At 73.5% G+C, this 13,738-nt stretch carries 14 protein-coding genes; 11 read left to right on the top strand and 3 right to left on the bottom strand.

Annotated elements, in window-relative coordinates; genetic code table 11:
* Nucleotides 1-124: 124 nt before the first annotated feature.
* Both AB0K43_RS22610 and fabG read right to left on the bottom strand, forming a co-directional pair.
* Nucleotides 125-316 (bottom strand): hypothetical protein, encoded by a 192-nt coding sequence (locus AB0K43_RS22610; RefSeq protein WP_350641882.1) that lies wholly within the window; start codon nucleotides 314-316, stop codon nucleotides 125-127.
* A 140-nt stretch (nucleotides 317-456) separates the two neighbouring features.
* Nucleotides 457-1,224 carry a 3-oxoacyl-ACP reductase FabG gene (fabG, locus tag AB0K43_RS22605; protein WP_363642470.1) on the bottom strand — a complete coding sequence of 256 codons (768 nt, stop codon included), beginning with the start codon at nucleotides 1,222-1,224 and terminating at the stop codon, nucleotides 457-459.
* A gap of 522 nt (nucleotides 1,225-1,746) precedes the next feature.
* On the opposite strand from fabG, the gene AB0K43_RS22600 reads away from it, so the two are divergent.
* Complete coding sequence (locus tag AB0K43_RS22600) at nucleotides 1,747-2,547, top strand: MarR family winged helix-turn-helix transcriptional regulator (RefSeq protein WP_363642468.1); 801 nt, start codon at nucleotides 1,747-1,749, stop codon at nucleotides 2,545-2,547.
* A 121-nt stretch (nucleotides 2,548-2,668) separates the two neighbouring features.
* On the opposite strand, the gene AB0K43_RS22595 is transcribed toward AB0K43_RS22600, so the two are convergent.
* Complete coding sequence (locus tag AB0K43_RS22595; protein ID WP_363642466.1) at nucleotides 2,669-3,523, bottom strand: aldo/keto reductase; 855 nt, start codon at nucleotides 3,521-3,523, stop codon at nucleotides 2,669-2,671.
* A gap of 298 nt (nucleotides 3,524-3,821) precedes the next feature.
* Here AB0K43_RS22595 and AB0K43_RS22590 point away from each other — a divergent pair, with 298 nt between their 5' ends.
* The 10 genes from AB0K43_RS22590 (at nucleotide 3,822) to AB0K43_RS22545 (ending at nucleotide 13,651) form a co-directional block, all read left to right on the top strand.
* A complete protein-coding gene (locus tag AB0K43_RS22590; protein ID WP_363642464.1) occupies nucleotides 3,822-5,615 on the top strand; it encodes an ABC transporter ATP-binding protein in 1,794 nt (597 codons plus the stop codon).
* The gene (locus tag AB0K43_RS22585; RefSeq protein WP_363642462.1) at nucleotides 5,612-7,384 is read left to right on the top strand and encodes an ABC transporter ATP-binding protein; all 1,773 of its coding nucleotides are present in this window, start codon (nucleotides 5,612-5,614) and stop codon (nucleotides 7,382-7,384) included. Before AB0K43_RS22590 ends, AB0K43_RS22585 begins: the two co-directional genes overlap by 4 nt.
* 111 nt (nucleotides 7,385-7,495) lie before the next feature.
* Nucleotides 7,496-7,744: a LapA family protein gene (locus AB0K43_RS22580; RefSeq protein ID WP_363642460.1), complete on the top strand. Its 249-nt coding sequence runs from the start codon at nucleotides 7,496-7,498 to the stop codon at nucleotides 7,742-7,744.
* On the top strand, nucleotides 7,741-8,493 hold the full coding sequence (locus AB0K43_RS22575; protein ID WP_363642458.1) for an amino acid ABC transporter ATP-binding protein: 753 nt from the start codon (nucleotides 7,741-7,743) through the stop codon (nucleotides 8,491-8,493). Before AB0K43_RS22580 ends, AB0K43_RS22575 begins: the two co-directional genes overlap by 4 nt.
* 9 nt (nucleotides 8,494-8,502) lie before the next feature.
* Nucleotides 8,503-9,423 (top strand): glutamate ABC transporter substrate-binding protein, encoded by a 921-nt coding sequence (locus AB0K43_RS22570; protein ID WP_363642456.1) that lies wholly within the window; start codon nucleotides 8,503-8,505, stop codon nucleotides 9,421-9,423.
* Between the two features lie 50 nt (nucleotides 9,424-9,473).
* Entirely contained in the window at nucleotides 9,474-10,118 is a 645-nt protein-coding gene (locus AB0K43_RS22565; protein ID WP_363642454.1) for an amino acid ABC transporter permease, read from the top strand.
* Nucleotides 10,115-10,978, top strand: coding sequence for an amino acid ABC transporter permease (locus tag AB0K43_RS22560; protein WP_363642452.1), 864 nt, complete (start codon nucleotides 10,115-10,117; stop codon nucleotides 10,976-10,978). Before AB0K43_RS22565 ends, AB0K43_RS22560 begins: the two co-directional genes overlap by 4 nt.
* A 76-nt stretch (nucleotides 10,979-11,054) precedes the next feature.
* Nucleotides 11,055-11,963 carry a LysR family transcriptional regulator gene (locus tag AB0K43_RS22555; protein ID WP_363642450.1) on the top strand — a complete coding sequence of 303 codons (909 nt, stop codon included), beginning with the start codon at nucleotides 11,055-11,057 and terminating at the stop codon, nucleotides 11,961-11,963.
* Between the two features lie 76 nt (nucleotides 11,964-12,039).
* Nucleotides 12,040-12,606, top strand: a complete 567-nt coding sequence (locus AB0K43_RS22550) for a cysteine dioxygenase family protein (protein ID WP_363642448.1) — start codon at nucleotides 12,040-12,042, stop codon at nucleotides 12,604-12,606.
* A 13-nt stretch (nucleotides 12,607-12,619) separates the two neighbouring features.
* Complete coding sequence (locus AB0K43_RS22545; protein ID WP_363642517.1) at nucleotides 12,620-13,651, top strand: putative sulfate exporter family transporter; 1,032 nt, start codon at nucleotides 12,620-12,622, stop codon at nucleotides 13,649-13,651.
* The last annotated feature ends 87 nt before the right edge of the window (nucleotides 13,652-13,738 follow it).

Here is a 13,738-nt window from a genome sequence, read left to right as displayed (position 1 = left end):
GGTATAGCGCAGTTGTCGGCGCTTGACCACAGTCCTGACATGACCTGACCTGAAATGTCCATGCCTGGAAATGCCGAAGGCCCCGCATCACTGCGGGGCCTTCGGCACTCCGGACAGACGCTGATCAGGGCAGCAGGCGCTCCACGGCCGCGGCGCCGTACTTGGCCAGATCCTGGCGGGCCTTCTCGATCAGCTCGGGGGTGGGCTCGCGACCCGAGGCGCGCACCAGGTCCTCGGGATCGACGGGGTGCTCGGATCCGGTGTGCAGCAGGTGGTCCGGGGTCGGCATGGAGTCGACGTCGGTGGGCTCGGACATAGAGGGCCTCCGGGGAGAGGGTGCCGGTCGGTCGCCGGGCGGGCGACCGGCTTCCCCTCGAGTGTGGACCTCACCGCCGCCGGCCCGCGCGGTGAGGCCCTCCGGCGTGTCGCGGCCCGCCCGGCGCAGGCCCGGTGCCGCTAGTCGAGCGGGCCGCCCGCGACGTAGATCACCTGGCCGGAGACGAAACCGGCGCCCTCGCCGGCCAGGAAGGAGATGGTGTGGGCGATGTCCTCCGGGACGCCGACCCGGCCGACCGGGATCTGGGTGGCGGCGGCGGCCTTGAAGGCCTCGAACTCCATGCCGACCCGGGCCGCGGTGGCCGCGGTCATGTCGGTGGCGATGAAGCCGGGCGCGACCGCGTTGGCGGTGATGCCGAACTTGCCGAGCTCGATCGCCAGGGTCTTGGTGAAGCCCTGCAGGCCGGCCTTGGCGGTGGAGTAGTTGGCCTGGCCGCGGTTGCCCTGCGCGGAGGAGGAGGACAGGTTGACGATCCGGCCGAAGCCGGCGTCCACCATGTGCTTCTGCACCGCGCGGGTCATCAGGAAGGCGCCCTTGAGGTGCACGCCCATCACGGTGTCCCAGTCGGATTCGGACATCTTGAACAGCAGGTTGTCCCGCAGGACGCCGGCGTTGTTGATCAGGACCACCGGGGCGCCCAGCTCCTCGGCGACCCGGTCGACCGCGGCCTGCACCTGCTCGGCGTCCGAGACGTCGGCGCCGACGGCCAGCGCCCGGCCGCCCGCCGCCGTGATCCGCTCGACCGTCTCCTGGGCCGCCGCCTCGGCGAGGTCGATCACCGCGACCGCGTACCCGTCCGCCGCCAGGCGCAGGGCGGTGGCGGCGCCGATGCCCCGGGCCGCGCCGGTCACGATCGCGACCCTGGGGGTGGTGGTCTGCTCGGTCATGCTCGTACTCGTCTCTCTCGGTGGGGTGACGGGCGAGGCCGGAGAGTTGACGGCGGCCTCCCCCGAGGTCCCGCGCTGGGCGGGGGATGGTAGCGCTGCGTGGTGCGCGGTCACCTTACCGGCGAGTAGGATTCCGGGCCAGAGGGCAGCGCCGCAGGTGACGGAGGGTGAGGGCGACTCGGATCCGAGCGGGTGAACCACCCTCTGACACGACCCCGACAGGCCGGGGAAATATGCCAACTTCGCCGAACATGCGTCTACTATTGGCCCCTGCCTGCCAGCACAGGCCGACCGTTTGTATAGTGTGCGCCAGCAGCCACCGGCTGCACGGCTGGCGTGCCTTCCATCACAGCGGGATGCTCACTCGCCGTTACTGCCCCGCTCGGGTGTCCCACACACACCGGGCGTGACACCGGGACGGATTTCATGGTGCTGGGGGAGATCCCGACAACCCGAGTGACCGGCCGACTGCAGCAGTCGCCCGGCCACCTCATCCGCGTGGCCCAGCAGGTACACACCCGCTTGTGGTCCGAATTCGTCGGTACCGAGCTGACGGCTCCGCAGTTCGCGGTGCTGCTCGTACTGGCCCTCGAGCCGGGCGCCGACCAGCGCACGGTGGGCGAGCGGGCTTCGCTCGACAAGGCCACGATGGCCGAAATGGTCGCCCGCCTGGTGCGGCGCGGCCTGGTGCTCCGCCGCCGCGATCCGGCCGACGGCCGTCGCAAGCTGCTGGCACTCTCGCAGAACGGCGCCCAGGCGGTGCGCGAGGCCACCGGCGGAGTGGTCCGGGTGCAGCGGACGCTGTTCGAGCCGCTCAACCCCGAGGAGCAGGTCGAGATCGTCCGGGTGATGTCGAAGATAGCCAGGCTGGAGCCTGCCGCTGTCGCCGTCATGACCGATGCCCGGCCGATGCTGGACGCCCAGCGGGCGATCGGCTACCTGATCCGGGTGGCGCAGCAGGTGCACACCAAGCTCTGGTCCGACAAGGTCGGCTCCGAGCTGACGGCCCCGCAGTACGCGGTGCTCGACGCGCTGGAGACCGAGCCGGGCGCGGACCAGCGCACCGTCGGCGAGCTCGCCTCGCTCGACAAGGCGACGATGGCGGAGATGGTCAGCCGCCTGGTGCGCCGGGGCCTGGTGCTCCGCCGCCGCGACCCTTCGGACGGCCGGCGCAACCTGCTCTCGCTCTCGCCGGACGGCCAGGACCTTCTGCACCGCTCGGCGGCGGGCGTGCGCGAGGTCCAGCAGCTCCTGCTCTCCCCTCTCGAGGAGCACGAGCACGAGCCGGCGATGGCCCTGCTGGCCAAGGCGGCTCGGCTGTAGGGTCCGTATCTCACTCGCGGATCGGCTGTAACGATTCGCCAGGGCGCTTGAAGGGCCGTCACCCCGCGGGGTGACGGCCCTTCAAGCATGCGGCCGCGCCGCCGGTCGGCGGCAGTGCCGGTCAGTTCCAGTCGAAGGACTGCGGGTCCGGGCCGATCCGCACCCCGGTCGCCACGCCGGCGATCGCGGCCAGGTCCGCCGCGTCCAGCTCGAAGCCGGCCACGTCGAGGTTCTCCCGGATCCGGGACGGGGTGACCGACTTCGGGATCGCGATGACGCCGCTCTGCAGGTGCCAGCGGAGCACCACCTGGGTCACCGTGCGGCCGTGCTTCTCGGCGATCTTCACCAGCTCCGGCTCGGCCAGCAGCGCGCCGCCCTGGCCGAGCGGGCTCCACGCCTCGGTGGCGATGCCGTGCTGCGCCTGGAAGTCGCGCAGCTCCTGCTGCGGGAAGTAGGGGTGCAGCTCGACCTGGTTGAGCACCGGCACCACGGAGCTCTCCTTGAGCAGGGTCTCCAGCTGCGGGATGCCGAAGTTGGAGACGCCGACCGACTTGACCCGGCCGTCCGCGAGCAGCTCCGTGACGCCCTCCCAGACGTTCAGGAAGGTGCCGTGCATCGGGCGCGGCCAGTGGATCAGGTAGAGGTCCACGTAGTCCAGGCCGAGCTTGCCGAGCGACTCGTCGAAGGCCTTGCGGACGGCGTCCTTGCCCGCCTGCCCGGACCAGTCCTCGGTGCCGGAGTTCCACAGCTTGGTGGTGATGTACAGCTCCTCGCGGGGCACGCCGGCCTCCGCGACGGCCTGGCCGGTGCCGACCTCGTTCTCGTAGATCGCGGCCGTGTCGATCGAGCGGTAGCCGGCCTCGATGGCGGCGCGCACCGCCGGGGTGGCCTCCGCGTCGGGGACCTGCCAGACGCCGAAGCCGAGCTGCGGGATCTCCGCGCCGTTGTTCAGGGTGACGCTGGGGATGGTGCTCACGAGAAGGGGTGCCCTTCTGATCGTCCGATGCTTTCGAACGGGGCGAACCTCCGGCAACGCCGGATCATTCCCGCCCGGCCGCGATCCGTCGGACGGCGCCGGCCGGAAAACCTGTTGCGTACGTCACATCGGGACCGGCAGGCTCGATGCCCATGACGTCCTGACGAGACCCCTCCCCACCCCCGCTCCGCCCCGGCCGCGACCTCGCCCCCGGGGCGCACCGCCGCGCCCGCACACCGGCCGCGAGCCCCGGCACTCTGCCACAGCGTCCCTGCCAGCACAGCGCAAACGGAGCGTCATGCCGCTCGAACCCCTGCCCATGGCCGATCCCGGCACCCCCGATCTCACCTCCCCCACCGCATTCCTGCGCTGGCTGCGCCGCAGCCAGCGCCGCGGCCAGCTGCTCGCCACCTGGTGGGGCGTGCTGGAGCTGGGCTGCATGGCGGCCCTGCCGACCGCCCTCGGCCTCGGCATCGAGTCCGCCGTGCGCCGCGACGGGGCCGGCCTCCTGCGGGCCGGCCTGCTCGCGCTGGCCCTGTCGGCCGTGCAGACCGTCGGCTTCGTGCTGCTGCACCGCCAGGCGGTGTGGAACTGGATCACCGCCGCCTCCCAGCTCCGCCAGCTGGTCGCCCGCCAGGCCTCGCACCTCGGGGCCGGGCTGTCCCGTTCGATCGCCACCGGTGAGATCGTCGCGGTCAGCAGCGGCGACGTGGAGAAGATCGGCTGGTACGTGGAGCTGGTCGCCCGGGTGCGCGCCGCCGTGCTGGTCTGGCTGGGCGTCAGCCTGGCCGTGCTGGTGCGCCAGCCGGTGCTGGGCGTGGCCGTGCTGCTCGGCGTGCCGGTGCTCGCGATCGCCGTCTGGCCGCTGCTCGGCCCGTTCGAGCGCCGCTACGACGAGCAGCGCCGGCTCGGCGGCAAGGCGACCGAGCTGGCCGCCGACACCGTGGCCGGCCTGCGGGTGCTGCGGGGCATCGGCGGCGAGGAGCTGTTCCTCCAGCGCTACCGGGCCGCCTCCCAGCTGGTCCGCGGCGCGGCCGTGCGGGCCAGCCGGGTCTGGGCCCTGATGCAGGCCCAGCAGGTGCTGCTGCCCGGCCTGTTCGTGGTCTCGGTCACCTGGTACGGCGCCCACCTGGCGGTCGCCGGCCGGATCGGGATCGGCGAGCTGGTCGCCGTGTACGGCGCGACCGCCTTCCTGGCCGCGCCGCTGCGGATCCTCGGCGAGGCCGCGCACGCCTACAGCGTGGCCCGGGTCTCGGCCGCCCGTGCCACCCGGGTGCTGAGCCTGTCCCGGGGCGACGGCGAGCCGGGCCCGGCGGCCGAACTGGTCCGGCCGGACCGCGCCGACCTGCACGACCCGCTGACCGGGCTGACCGCGGTGGCCGGCCGGCTGACCGCGGTGGTCTGCGGCGACCCGGACTTCGCCGGCGAGCTGGCCGACCGGCTCGGCGGCCACCTGCCGCCCGCCGGCGGCGAGCCGGCCGGTCCGGGCGTGCGGCTCGGCGGCACCGCGCTCGACGACGTCCCGCTGGCCGAGGCGCGGGCCGCCGTCCTGGTGCACGACAAGGATCCGGTGCTGCTCTCCGGCACCCTGGCCGAGCTGCTGGACGTACCGCGCTCCGGCCGGGTGGCGGTGGCCGAGGCACTCGCCGCGGCCCAGGCCGAGGACGTGCTGGACGCCCTGGTGGACGGCTCGCCCGAGTGCGCCGGGGACGCCATGGCGGCCCGGATCACCGAGCGCGGCCGCTCGCTCTCCGGTGGCCAGCGCCAGCGGCTGGCGCTGGCCCGCTCGCTGGTCGCCGACCCCCCGGTGCTGGTGCTCGACGAGCCCACCAGCGCGGTCGACGCGCACACCGAATCGCGGATCGCGACCGGGCTCGCCGAAGTCCGGGCCGGGCGCACCACCGTGGTGTTCGCGACCAGCCCGCTGCTGCTGGACCGGGCCGACGCGGTGGTGCTGGTGCACGGCGGAAGGGTCGCCGCGGTGGGCCGCCACCGCGAGCTGCTGGCCGGCGACCCGCACTACCGCGCGGTGGTCACCCGCGCCGACGAGAGCCCGGTGGACCGGGACCGAGCCGTGAAGGAGCCGGTATGAAGCCCCCCGTCGTCCAGGAGACCGGGCCCGCCACCATGCTGCCGGTCGGCTCGCCGGCCGCGGTCCGCTCCTACGTCCGACTGCTGGCCCGCCGGCACCGGGGCGGCTTCGCCGGCGTGGTGCTGCTGCACACCGTGGCCACCCTGGCCGGTCTGGTCGGGCCCTGGGTGCTCGGCTCGCTGGTGGAGTCGCTGAGCGCGGGCACGGCCGAGGGCCGGGTGCTCGGCGCGGTCGGTTGCTACCTCGCGGCGCTGGTGGTGCAGTCCGTCTTCACCGGGCTGTCCCGGCTGCGCGGCGGGGTGCTCGGCGAGGAGGTGCTGGCCGACCTGCGGGAGGACTTCCTGGTCCGCTCGGTCGCGCTGCCGCCCGGCGTGCTGGAGCGGGCCGGCACCGGTGACCTGGTCTCCCGTGGCACCACCGACATCGACCGGCTGGGCAAGTCGGTCCGCGAGGCGGTGCCGGAGCTGGCGGTCGCGGTGGTCTCGCTGGTGCTGGTGGCCGGAGCGCTGCTCGTCACCTCGCCGCTGCTGGCGGTCAGCGCGCTGATCGGGCTGCCGCTGCTGCTGGCCTCCTCGCGCTGGTACTTCCGGCGGGCCCCGGGCTCGTACCGGGCGGAGTCCGCGGGCTACGCCGCCGTCAACACCGTGCTGGCCGAGACGGTGGACGCGGGCCGGACGGTGGAGACGCTGCGCCTCGGCGAGGAGCGGGTCGAGCTGACGGACCGGAAGATCGCCGAGTGGCTGGCCTGGGAGCGGTACACGCTCTGGCTGCGGGTCACCTGGTTCCCCACCATCGAGGCCGCCTACACCCTGGCGATCCTGGGCACCCTGCTGCTCGGCGGGGTGTACGCGCTGAACGGCTGGATCGGTGTCGGCCAGCTGACCACCGGGGTGCTGTACGCCCAGGCGCTCACCCATCCGGTGGACATGATCCTGCGCTGGTACGACGAGCTGCAGATCGGTCAGGCCTCGCTGGCCCGGCTGGTGGGCGTGCGGGAGGTGCCCGACCCGGAGACCGACGAGTCGGCGCACCCGGACGGCCTGCGGGTGACCGCGGACCAGGTCCGGTTCGGCTACCGGGAGGGCTCCGACGTGCTGCACGGCATCAGCCTGGACGTCGCGCCGGGCAGCCGGGTCGCCCTGGTCGGGCCGTCCGGCGCGGGCAAGTCCACCCTGGGCCGGCTGCTGGCCGGGGTGTACGCGCCGAGCCGCGGCACCGTGACGCTGGGCGGGGCGCAGCTGTCCCGGATGCCGGCCGAGCGGGTCCGCACCCAGGTGGCGCTGGTCAACCAGGAGCACCACGTCTTCGTCGGCACCCTGCGCGACAACCTGCGCCTGGCCCGGCCGGACGCGGACGACACCGAGCTGCGGGCCGCGCTGGCCGCGGTGGACGCCGGCGAGTGGGCCCGGGCGCTGCCCTCCGGTCTGGACACCGAGGTCGGCTCCGGCGGCACGGTGCTGACTCCGGCGCAGGCGCAGCAACTGGCACTGGCCCGGCTGGTGCTGGCGGACCCGCACACCCTGGTGCTGGACGAGGCGACCTCGCTGCTGGACCCGCGGGCCGCCCGGCACCTGGAGCGCTCGCTGGCCCGGGTGCTGGACGGCCGGACGGTGATCGCGATCGCGCACCGGCTGCACACCGCCCACGACGCTGACGTGATCGCGGTGGTCGAGCAGGGCCGGATCAGCGAGTACGGCAGCCACCCCGAGCTGGTGGCGGCCGACGGCCCGTACGCCGCACTGTGGCGCTCCTGGCGGGACGAGCGCTGACCGGCCGTCGGCGCGCCCGGGCCACCCGGGCGGGTGTACCGCGTTGCGCCGCCCGGGCCAACCCCGGGCGGCGCGCCGCCCGGGCCGCTCGCGGCGGAGCACACTGCCCAGGTGACCAAGATTTCCGACGGCTCCCCGGGAGCCAACAAGCGCGGTGAGATCGCGGGCATCCCGACCAGGGTGATCGCCATTGTGGTGATCACTGCCCTGGCGCTCTGGTTCCTGTTCGCCAACCTGGACCGGGTGAAGATCCAGTTCTGGGTCTTCACGGTGACGGCTCCGCTCTGGATCGCCCTGCTGGCGACCCTGCTGGTCGGGGCGGCGCTGGGCTGGCTGGCCAAGGGGCGCCGCACCGAATGACCTCCGCAGGGTTCACCCCGCTGATCGAACTCAGCGGGGTGAACAAGCATTTCGGCGCCCTGCACGTGCTGCGGGACGTCGACCTGGTGGTCGGGCGCGGTGAGGTGGTGGTGGTGATCGGCCCGTCCGGCTCGGGCAAGTCCACCCTGTGCCGGACGATCAACCGGCTGGAGCCGATCGAGAGCGGCACCATCAGCGTCGACGGGCAGCCACTGCCCACCGAGGGCAAGGGGCTCGCCAGGCTGCGGGCCGAGGTCGGGATGGTCTTCCAGAGCTTCAACCTGTTCGCCCACAAGAGCGTGCTGCAGAACGTGGCGCTCGCCCAGGTGAAGGTGCGCCGCCGGCCCCGGGAGGAGGCCGAGGCTCGGGCCCGGGACCTGCTGGAGCGGGTCGGGCTGACCGGGCAGGCCGACAAGTACCCGGCGCAGCTCTCCGGCGGCCAGCAGCAGCGGGTGGCGATCGCCCGGGCACTGGCGATGGACCCCAAGGCGCTGCTCTTCGACGAGCCCACCTCGGCCCTCGACCCCGAGATGATCAACGAGGTGCTGGACGTGATGCGGGGGCTGGCGCAGGACGGGATGACCATGGTGGTGGTCACCCATGAGATGGGCTTCGCCCGCTCCGCCGCCAACCGGGTGGTCTTCATGGCGGACGGCCGGGTCGTCGAGGACCGGGAGCCCGAGGCGTTCTTCGCCGAGCCGCGGAGCGAGCGGGCGAAGGACTTCCTCTCCAAGATCCTCAAGCACTGAGGCGGCGGCGTGCGACGGACCCTCGGCGTTCCCCTGCCCCTGACCCTGCTTCGGCTCCTGCTCCTCCTGCTGCTCGTGGCGCCGGCCGGCTGCGGCCGGGCCGGCACCCCGCCGGTCAAGGGCCCGCAGCCGGGCGCGCTGCCCGGCTACCAGGTGGCCGGCGGCGACCCGGTGCCCGACTCGCCGACCCTGGCGGCCGCCCGGGCCCGCGGCCACCTGGTGATCGGGGTCAAGGAGGACCAGCCCTACCTCGGGCAGAAGGACCCGGCCAGCGGCGTCTACTCCGGCTTCGACATCGAGATCGCCAAGATGGTCGCCGCCGACCTGGGCTTCGCCCCGGACCGGATCGAGTTCAGGACCGTCGCCTCGGCCAACCGCGAGACCGCGTTGCAGAACGGCCAGGTCGACTACTACGTGGGCACCTACACGATCAACGACAACCGCAAGAAGCTGGTCGGCTTCGCCGGGCCGTACTTCGTCGCCGGCCAGGCCCTGCTGGTGCGCCGCAACGAGAAGGGCATCGACGGGCCGCAGGACCTGGCCGGCCGGAAGGTCTGCTCGGCGGCCGGCTCCACCCCGTACCAGCGGATCCAGCGGGACTACCCGCAGGCGAAGCTGGTCGGCTACGACACCTACTCGGCCTGCGTCGACAACCTGATCACCGGCCAGGTGGACGCCGTCACCACCGACAACGCGATCCTCCAGGGCTACGCCGCCAAGGTGCCCGACGAGCTGCGGATCGCGGGGCAGCCGTTCTCCACCGAGCCGTACGGCATCGGCACCCCGCGCGGCGACACCGCGCTGCGGCTGGCGATCGACGACGCCCTCGCGCACCACGAGCAGAACGGCGACTGGCTGCGGGCCTACCGGGCGACGCTGGGCCTGTCCGGGGTGCCGGCCCCCGAACCGCCGCCGATCGACCGGTACTGAATCGGCACCGACCGGCACCGACCCGGTCCTGCGAGAGGGATCCGCCCGGCATGAAAGTCCTGACCGACAACTTCTCCACCTACTGGCACGGCTTCCTGGGCACCCTCTGGCTCACCCTGGTCAGCGCGGCGCTCGCGCTGGCGCTCGGCGTGCTGGTGGCGGGGTGCCGGGTCTCCCCGGTGCGCCCGCTGCGGACCTTCGGCACGGCCTGGGTGACGGTGCTGCGCAACACGCCGCTGACGCTGCTGTTCTTCGTGGTGGTGCTGGGCCTGCCGCGGTTCGACGTGACGCTGCCGTTCTTCACCTTCGCGGTGCTCGCGCTCGGCTGCTACACCTCGGCCTTCGTCTGCGAGGTGCTCCGCTCGGGCGTCAACACCGTGCCGGCCGGGCAGGGTGAGGCCGCCCGCAGCCTGGGGATGACCTTCGGCCAGACGCTGGGCGTGGTGGTGCTGCCGCAGGCGTACCGCTCGGTGGTGGCCCCGCTCGGCAGTGTGATGATCGCGCTGGCGAAGAACACGGCCATCGCCGGCTCCTTCAGCGTCACCGAACTGCTCGGCGTCTACCGCCCGCTCAACGAGCTGGGTTACGGCATCGTCTGGACCTTCGTCTGGATCGCGGCCGGCTACCTGGTCATCACGCTGGCGATCAGCCTGCTGTTCAGCCTGCTGGAGCGGCGCGCGGCGGTGGCCCGATGAGCGAGGCCTCCGCGCTCCACGACGCCCCCGGCCCGCGGGCGCTGGCCCGGCACCGGCGGTACGGGCTGATCGCGCTGCTGGCGATCGCCGCGGTGCTCGGCTGGGTGGTGTACATGCTCGTGCACACCCACCAGTTCACCGCCGAGAAGTGGCGCCCGTTCGAGTACCGGGGAGTCCAGGAGCTGCTGCTGAGAGGGCTGGGGAACACCCTGAAGGCGTTCGCCCTGACGGTGCTGCTGGCGCTGCCCTTCGGTGCGCTGTTCGCGGCCGGGCGGCTCTCCGAGCACCGGGTGCTGCGGTGGGTCAGCACGCTGGTGGTGGAGTTCTTCCGGGCCATGCCGCTGCTGGTGATGATCTTCTTCATCTTCGTGGCCATGAAGGTGCAGCCGCTCTGGGCCCTGGTCGCCGGGCTGACCCTGTACAACGGATCGGTGCTGGCCGAGGTGTTCCGGGCCGGCGTGCTCGCGGTGCCGGCCGGGCAGCGGGAGGCCGCCTTCGCACTCGGCCTGCGCAAGACCCAGGTGATGGCCTACGTCCTGGTGCCGCAGGCCAACCGTGCGATGCTGCCGAGCATCATCAGCCAGCTGGTGGTCGCGCTGAAGGACACCTCGCTCGGCTTCCTGATCACCTACGAGGAGTTCCTGCACGCGGGCAAGCTGATCGCCACCAACCTGGACTACGGCCTGCCGTTCATCCCGGTGGTCATGGTGATCACGCCGGTCTACATCGGCCTGTGCCTGCTGCTGTCCTGGCTGGCCCGCTGGGTCGAGCGGCGCGGGCGGCGCAGCCCGCGGGCGCGCGGCGGGGCGCCGATGGCGAAGGCGGGCGTGGTGCTGGGCCTGCCACCGACCGGGGAGTGACGCGGGAGGCCCGGGGATACCAAAGTGACGGAGTAGAGGTGGGTCGCGGACCCCAAAATCCGCTTATGCTTCATCAGTGTTCGACTCACGGCACATCAAGACCTTCCACCAGGTGGTCAGCAGCGGCTCCTACTCCGCCGCCGCCCGGGTGCTCGGCTACACCCAGCCGGCCGTCACCCAGCAGATGAAGGCGCTGGAACGCACCGCGGGCGTCCCGCTGTTCACCAGGGCCGGCCGCGGGCTGCGGCTCACCGAGGCCGGCGAGGCGCTCGCCCGGCACGCCGAGACCATCCTGGGCAGCCTCGCCGCCGCCCAGCAGCAACTCGGCGCACTCGCCCGGCTGCGCGCCGGCCGGGTGCGGGTCTGCGGCTTCCCCAGTGCCAACGCCACCCTGATCCCGGAGGCGATGGCCCGGCTGCTGGCCGACCACCCGGGCGTCCGGGTGGAGCTGACCGAGGCCGAGCCGCCCGAGTCGGTGCAGCGGCTGCTGCGCGGCGAGTGCGACGTGGCCCTGTCGTTCAGCTACGTCGGCGGCGGCAACGCCCCGGTGCCCGAGGAGCTGGCCGAGATCCCGCTGCTGGAGGACCGGCTCACCGTCCTGCTGCCGGTCGGCCACCCGCTGGCCCGCCGGCACGCCGTCCGGATGGCCGACCTGGTCGAGGAGCGCTGGATCGCCGGCTGCCCCCGCTGCCGGGCCAACCTGCTGCAGGTCTGCGCCGAACAGGGCTACGCTCCCGACGTGGTCTTCACCACCGACGACAACCTGGCCGTCCAGAGCCTGGTGGCCGCCGGGGTCGGCATCGCGCTGATGCCCTCGCTGGTGCTCGCCTTCATGTGCCACCAGAAGGTCACCGGGCGCCTGGTCGAGCCGCACCAGTTCCGCCGGGTCTCGGCGTACGTGCTGCGCGAGCACCTGCGGGTGCCGGCCACCGCCGTGGTGGTGGAGGAGCTCAGGCTGGCCGCCGCGGCCCGGGCCGGCTGCTGATCCATAAGCGTTGATGGGGAGTCGGCCAACAAACCCTCCTTGGACGTGATGGGACGAGTGGCTCGACCCTGCAGGCATGACCACCACCGCCCCGAGGGCAGTCACCGCCGCCTGCACCCGGCGCATGCGCGGCTTGATCGAGGAGATCCGGGAGACCGTCGACCGCGGGCTGCCGCCGGACCTGACGGCCTACCTGGTCGGCGAACGGCTGGCGCCGCACCTCGGCGCGCCGGACCTGCTCACCGCCGAGCACTGCGAGGGCGACCCGGACCGCTACCGCCAGCACCTGCTGCACGCGGAGGCCGACGGCAGCTTCTCGCTGGTCGCGCTGGTCTGGCTGCCCGGCCAGCGGACTTCCGTCCACGACCACCTGTCCTGGTGCACCACCGGGGTCCACCTCGGTGAGGAGAGCGAACGCCGCTACCGGCTGATCTCCGACGGCCGCAACGCCCGGCTGGTCGCCACCGAGGACGTGGTCAACCCGCAGGGCGCGGTCTGCGGCTTCGCCCCGCCCGGCGACATCCACCGGGTGAGCAACTCCGGTGCCGGGCCCGCGATCTCGCTGCACGTGTACGGCGCGGACCTGGCCCGGCTCGGCAGCAGCATCCGCCGGGTCTACCGGCTGCCCGCCGAGGAGCGGTGACCTCGTCGTGGCACTGACCCTGCGGGCCGCCGCCCGCCCGGTGGCGGCTCCGCCCGCCTTCCGCCGCAACGGCCCGGGCCTCGCGCTGGCCGTCCTCGGCGTGGCCGTCGCCTGGGGCGTGCACGCGGTGCTGCCCGCCGTCCCGCGGCTCACCGCGGCCGTCGCGCTCGGCATCGCCGCCGCCCATCTGCCGGGCCTGCGCGCCCTGGTGCGGGGCGCCGCCCGGCCCGGGCTCTCGCTGGCCGGGCGCCGGCTGATGCGGATCGGCATCGTGCTGCTCGGCTGCAAGCTCAGCCTGCACGACGTGCTCGGCCTCGGCTGGGCCACCGTCGCGATGGTGCTGGCCGTGGTCGCCGCGACCTTCGCCGGGACCCTCTGGCTCGGCCGCCGGCTCGGCCTGCCCGGCGACCAGCCGCTGCTGATCGCCGCCGGCTACTCGATCTGCGGGGCCTCCGCGATCGGCGCGGTGAGCGAGGCCGCCGGCAGCGAGGAGGAGGACGCCGCCACCGCCGTCGCCCTGGTCACCCTGTGCGGTACCCTCGCCATCGCCGTCCTGCCGATGCTGCACCAGCCGCTCGGCCTGGACCCGACCGGCTTCGGCCGCTGGGTCGGGGCCGGCGTGCACGACGTCGGGCAGGTGGTCGCCACCGCGCAGACCGGCGGGCCGCTCGCGCTGCGCGAGGCGGTGCTGGTCAAGCTGATGCGGGTGACCCTGCTCGCGCCGCTGGTGGCCGGGGTGGGGATCGCGCTGCGGGAGCGGCGGCGGGCCGCCCCGGCCGTCCGCAAGCCTCCGGTGGTGCCGCTGTTCGTGGCCGGCTTCCTGCTGGTGGTCGTGGTGCGCAGCGTGCTGGAGGTGCCCGACGGGCTGCTCTCCGGCGCCCAACAGGCGCAGGAACTCCTGCTGGCCGCAGCCCTGTTCGGCCTCGGCAGTGCGGTCCACCTGCCCACGCTGGCCCGCACCGGCGGCCGGGTCGCCGCGCTCGGGCTGGCCTCCTGGGTGGTGGTCGCCGGGGTGTCGTACGCGGGCGTGCTGCTCACCACCTGAGGGCGTGTGGTGGGCGCGGAAAATCGCCGAGGCGGCGCGGGTGGTCGGTTAGAGTCGGATCGATCACGATGCACCATCCGGAGGACG

The organism is Kitasatospora sp. NPDC049258 (genome assembly GCF_040678895.1).
In the GTDB taxonomy this organism is placed as follows: domain Bacteria; phylum Actinomycetota; class Actinomycetes; order Streptomycetales; family Streptomycetaceae; genus Kitasatospora.
The sequence above is the reverse complement of the archived record's forward strand: the minus strand, read 5'-3'. Positions and strand labels throughout refer to the sequence as shown.

Coding starts and splice junctions, on each gene's coding strand:
- AB0K43_RS22610 (WP_350641882.1), bottom strand. CDS start 316: ATGTCCGAGCCCACCGACGTCGACTCCATGCCGACCCCGGACCACCTG.
- fabG (WP_363642470.1), bottom strand. CDS start 1,224: ATGACCGAGCAGACCACCACCCCCAGGGTCGCGATCGTGACCGGCGCG.
- AB0K43_RS22590 (WP_363642464.1), top strand. CDS start 3,822: ATGCCGCTCGAACCCCTGCCCATGGCCGATCCCGGCACCCCCGATCTC.
- AB0K43_RS22585 (WP_363642462.1), top strand. CDS start 5,612: ATGAAGCCCCCCGTCGTCCAGGAGACCGGGCCCGCCACCATGCTGCCG.
- AB0K43_RS22575 (WP_363642458.1), top strand. CDS start 7,741: ATGACCTCCGCAGGGTTCACCCCGCTGATCGAACTCAGCGGGGTGAAC.
- AB0K43_RS22565 (WP_363642454.1), top strand. CDS start 9,474: ATGAAAGTCCTGACCGACAACTTCTCCACCTACTGGCACGGCTTCCTG.
- AB0K43_RS22560 (WP_363642452.1), top strand. CDS start 10,115: ATGAGCGAGGCCTCCGCGCTCCACGACGCCCCCGGCCCGCGGGCGCTG.
- AB0K43_RS22550 (WP_363642448.1), top strand. CDS start 12,040: ATGACCACCACCGCCCCGAGGGCAGTCACCGCCGCCTGCACCCGGCGC.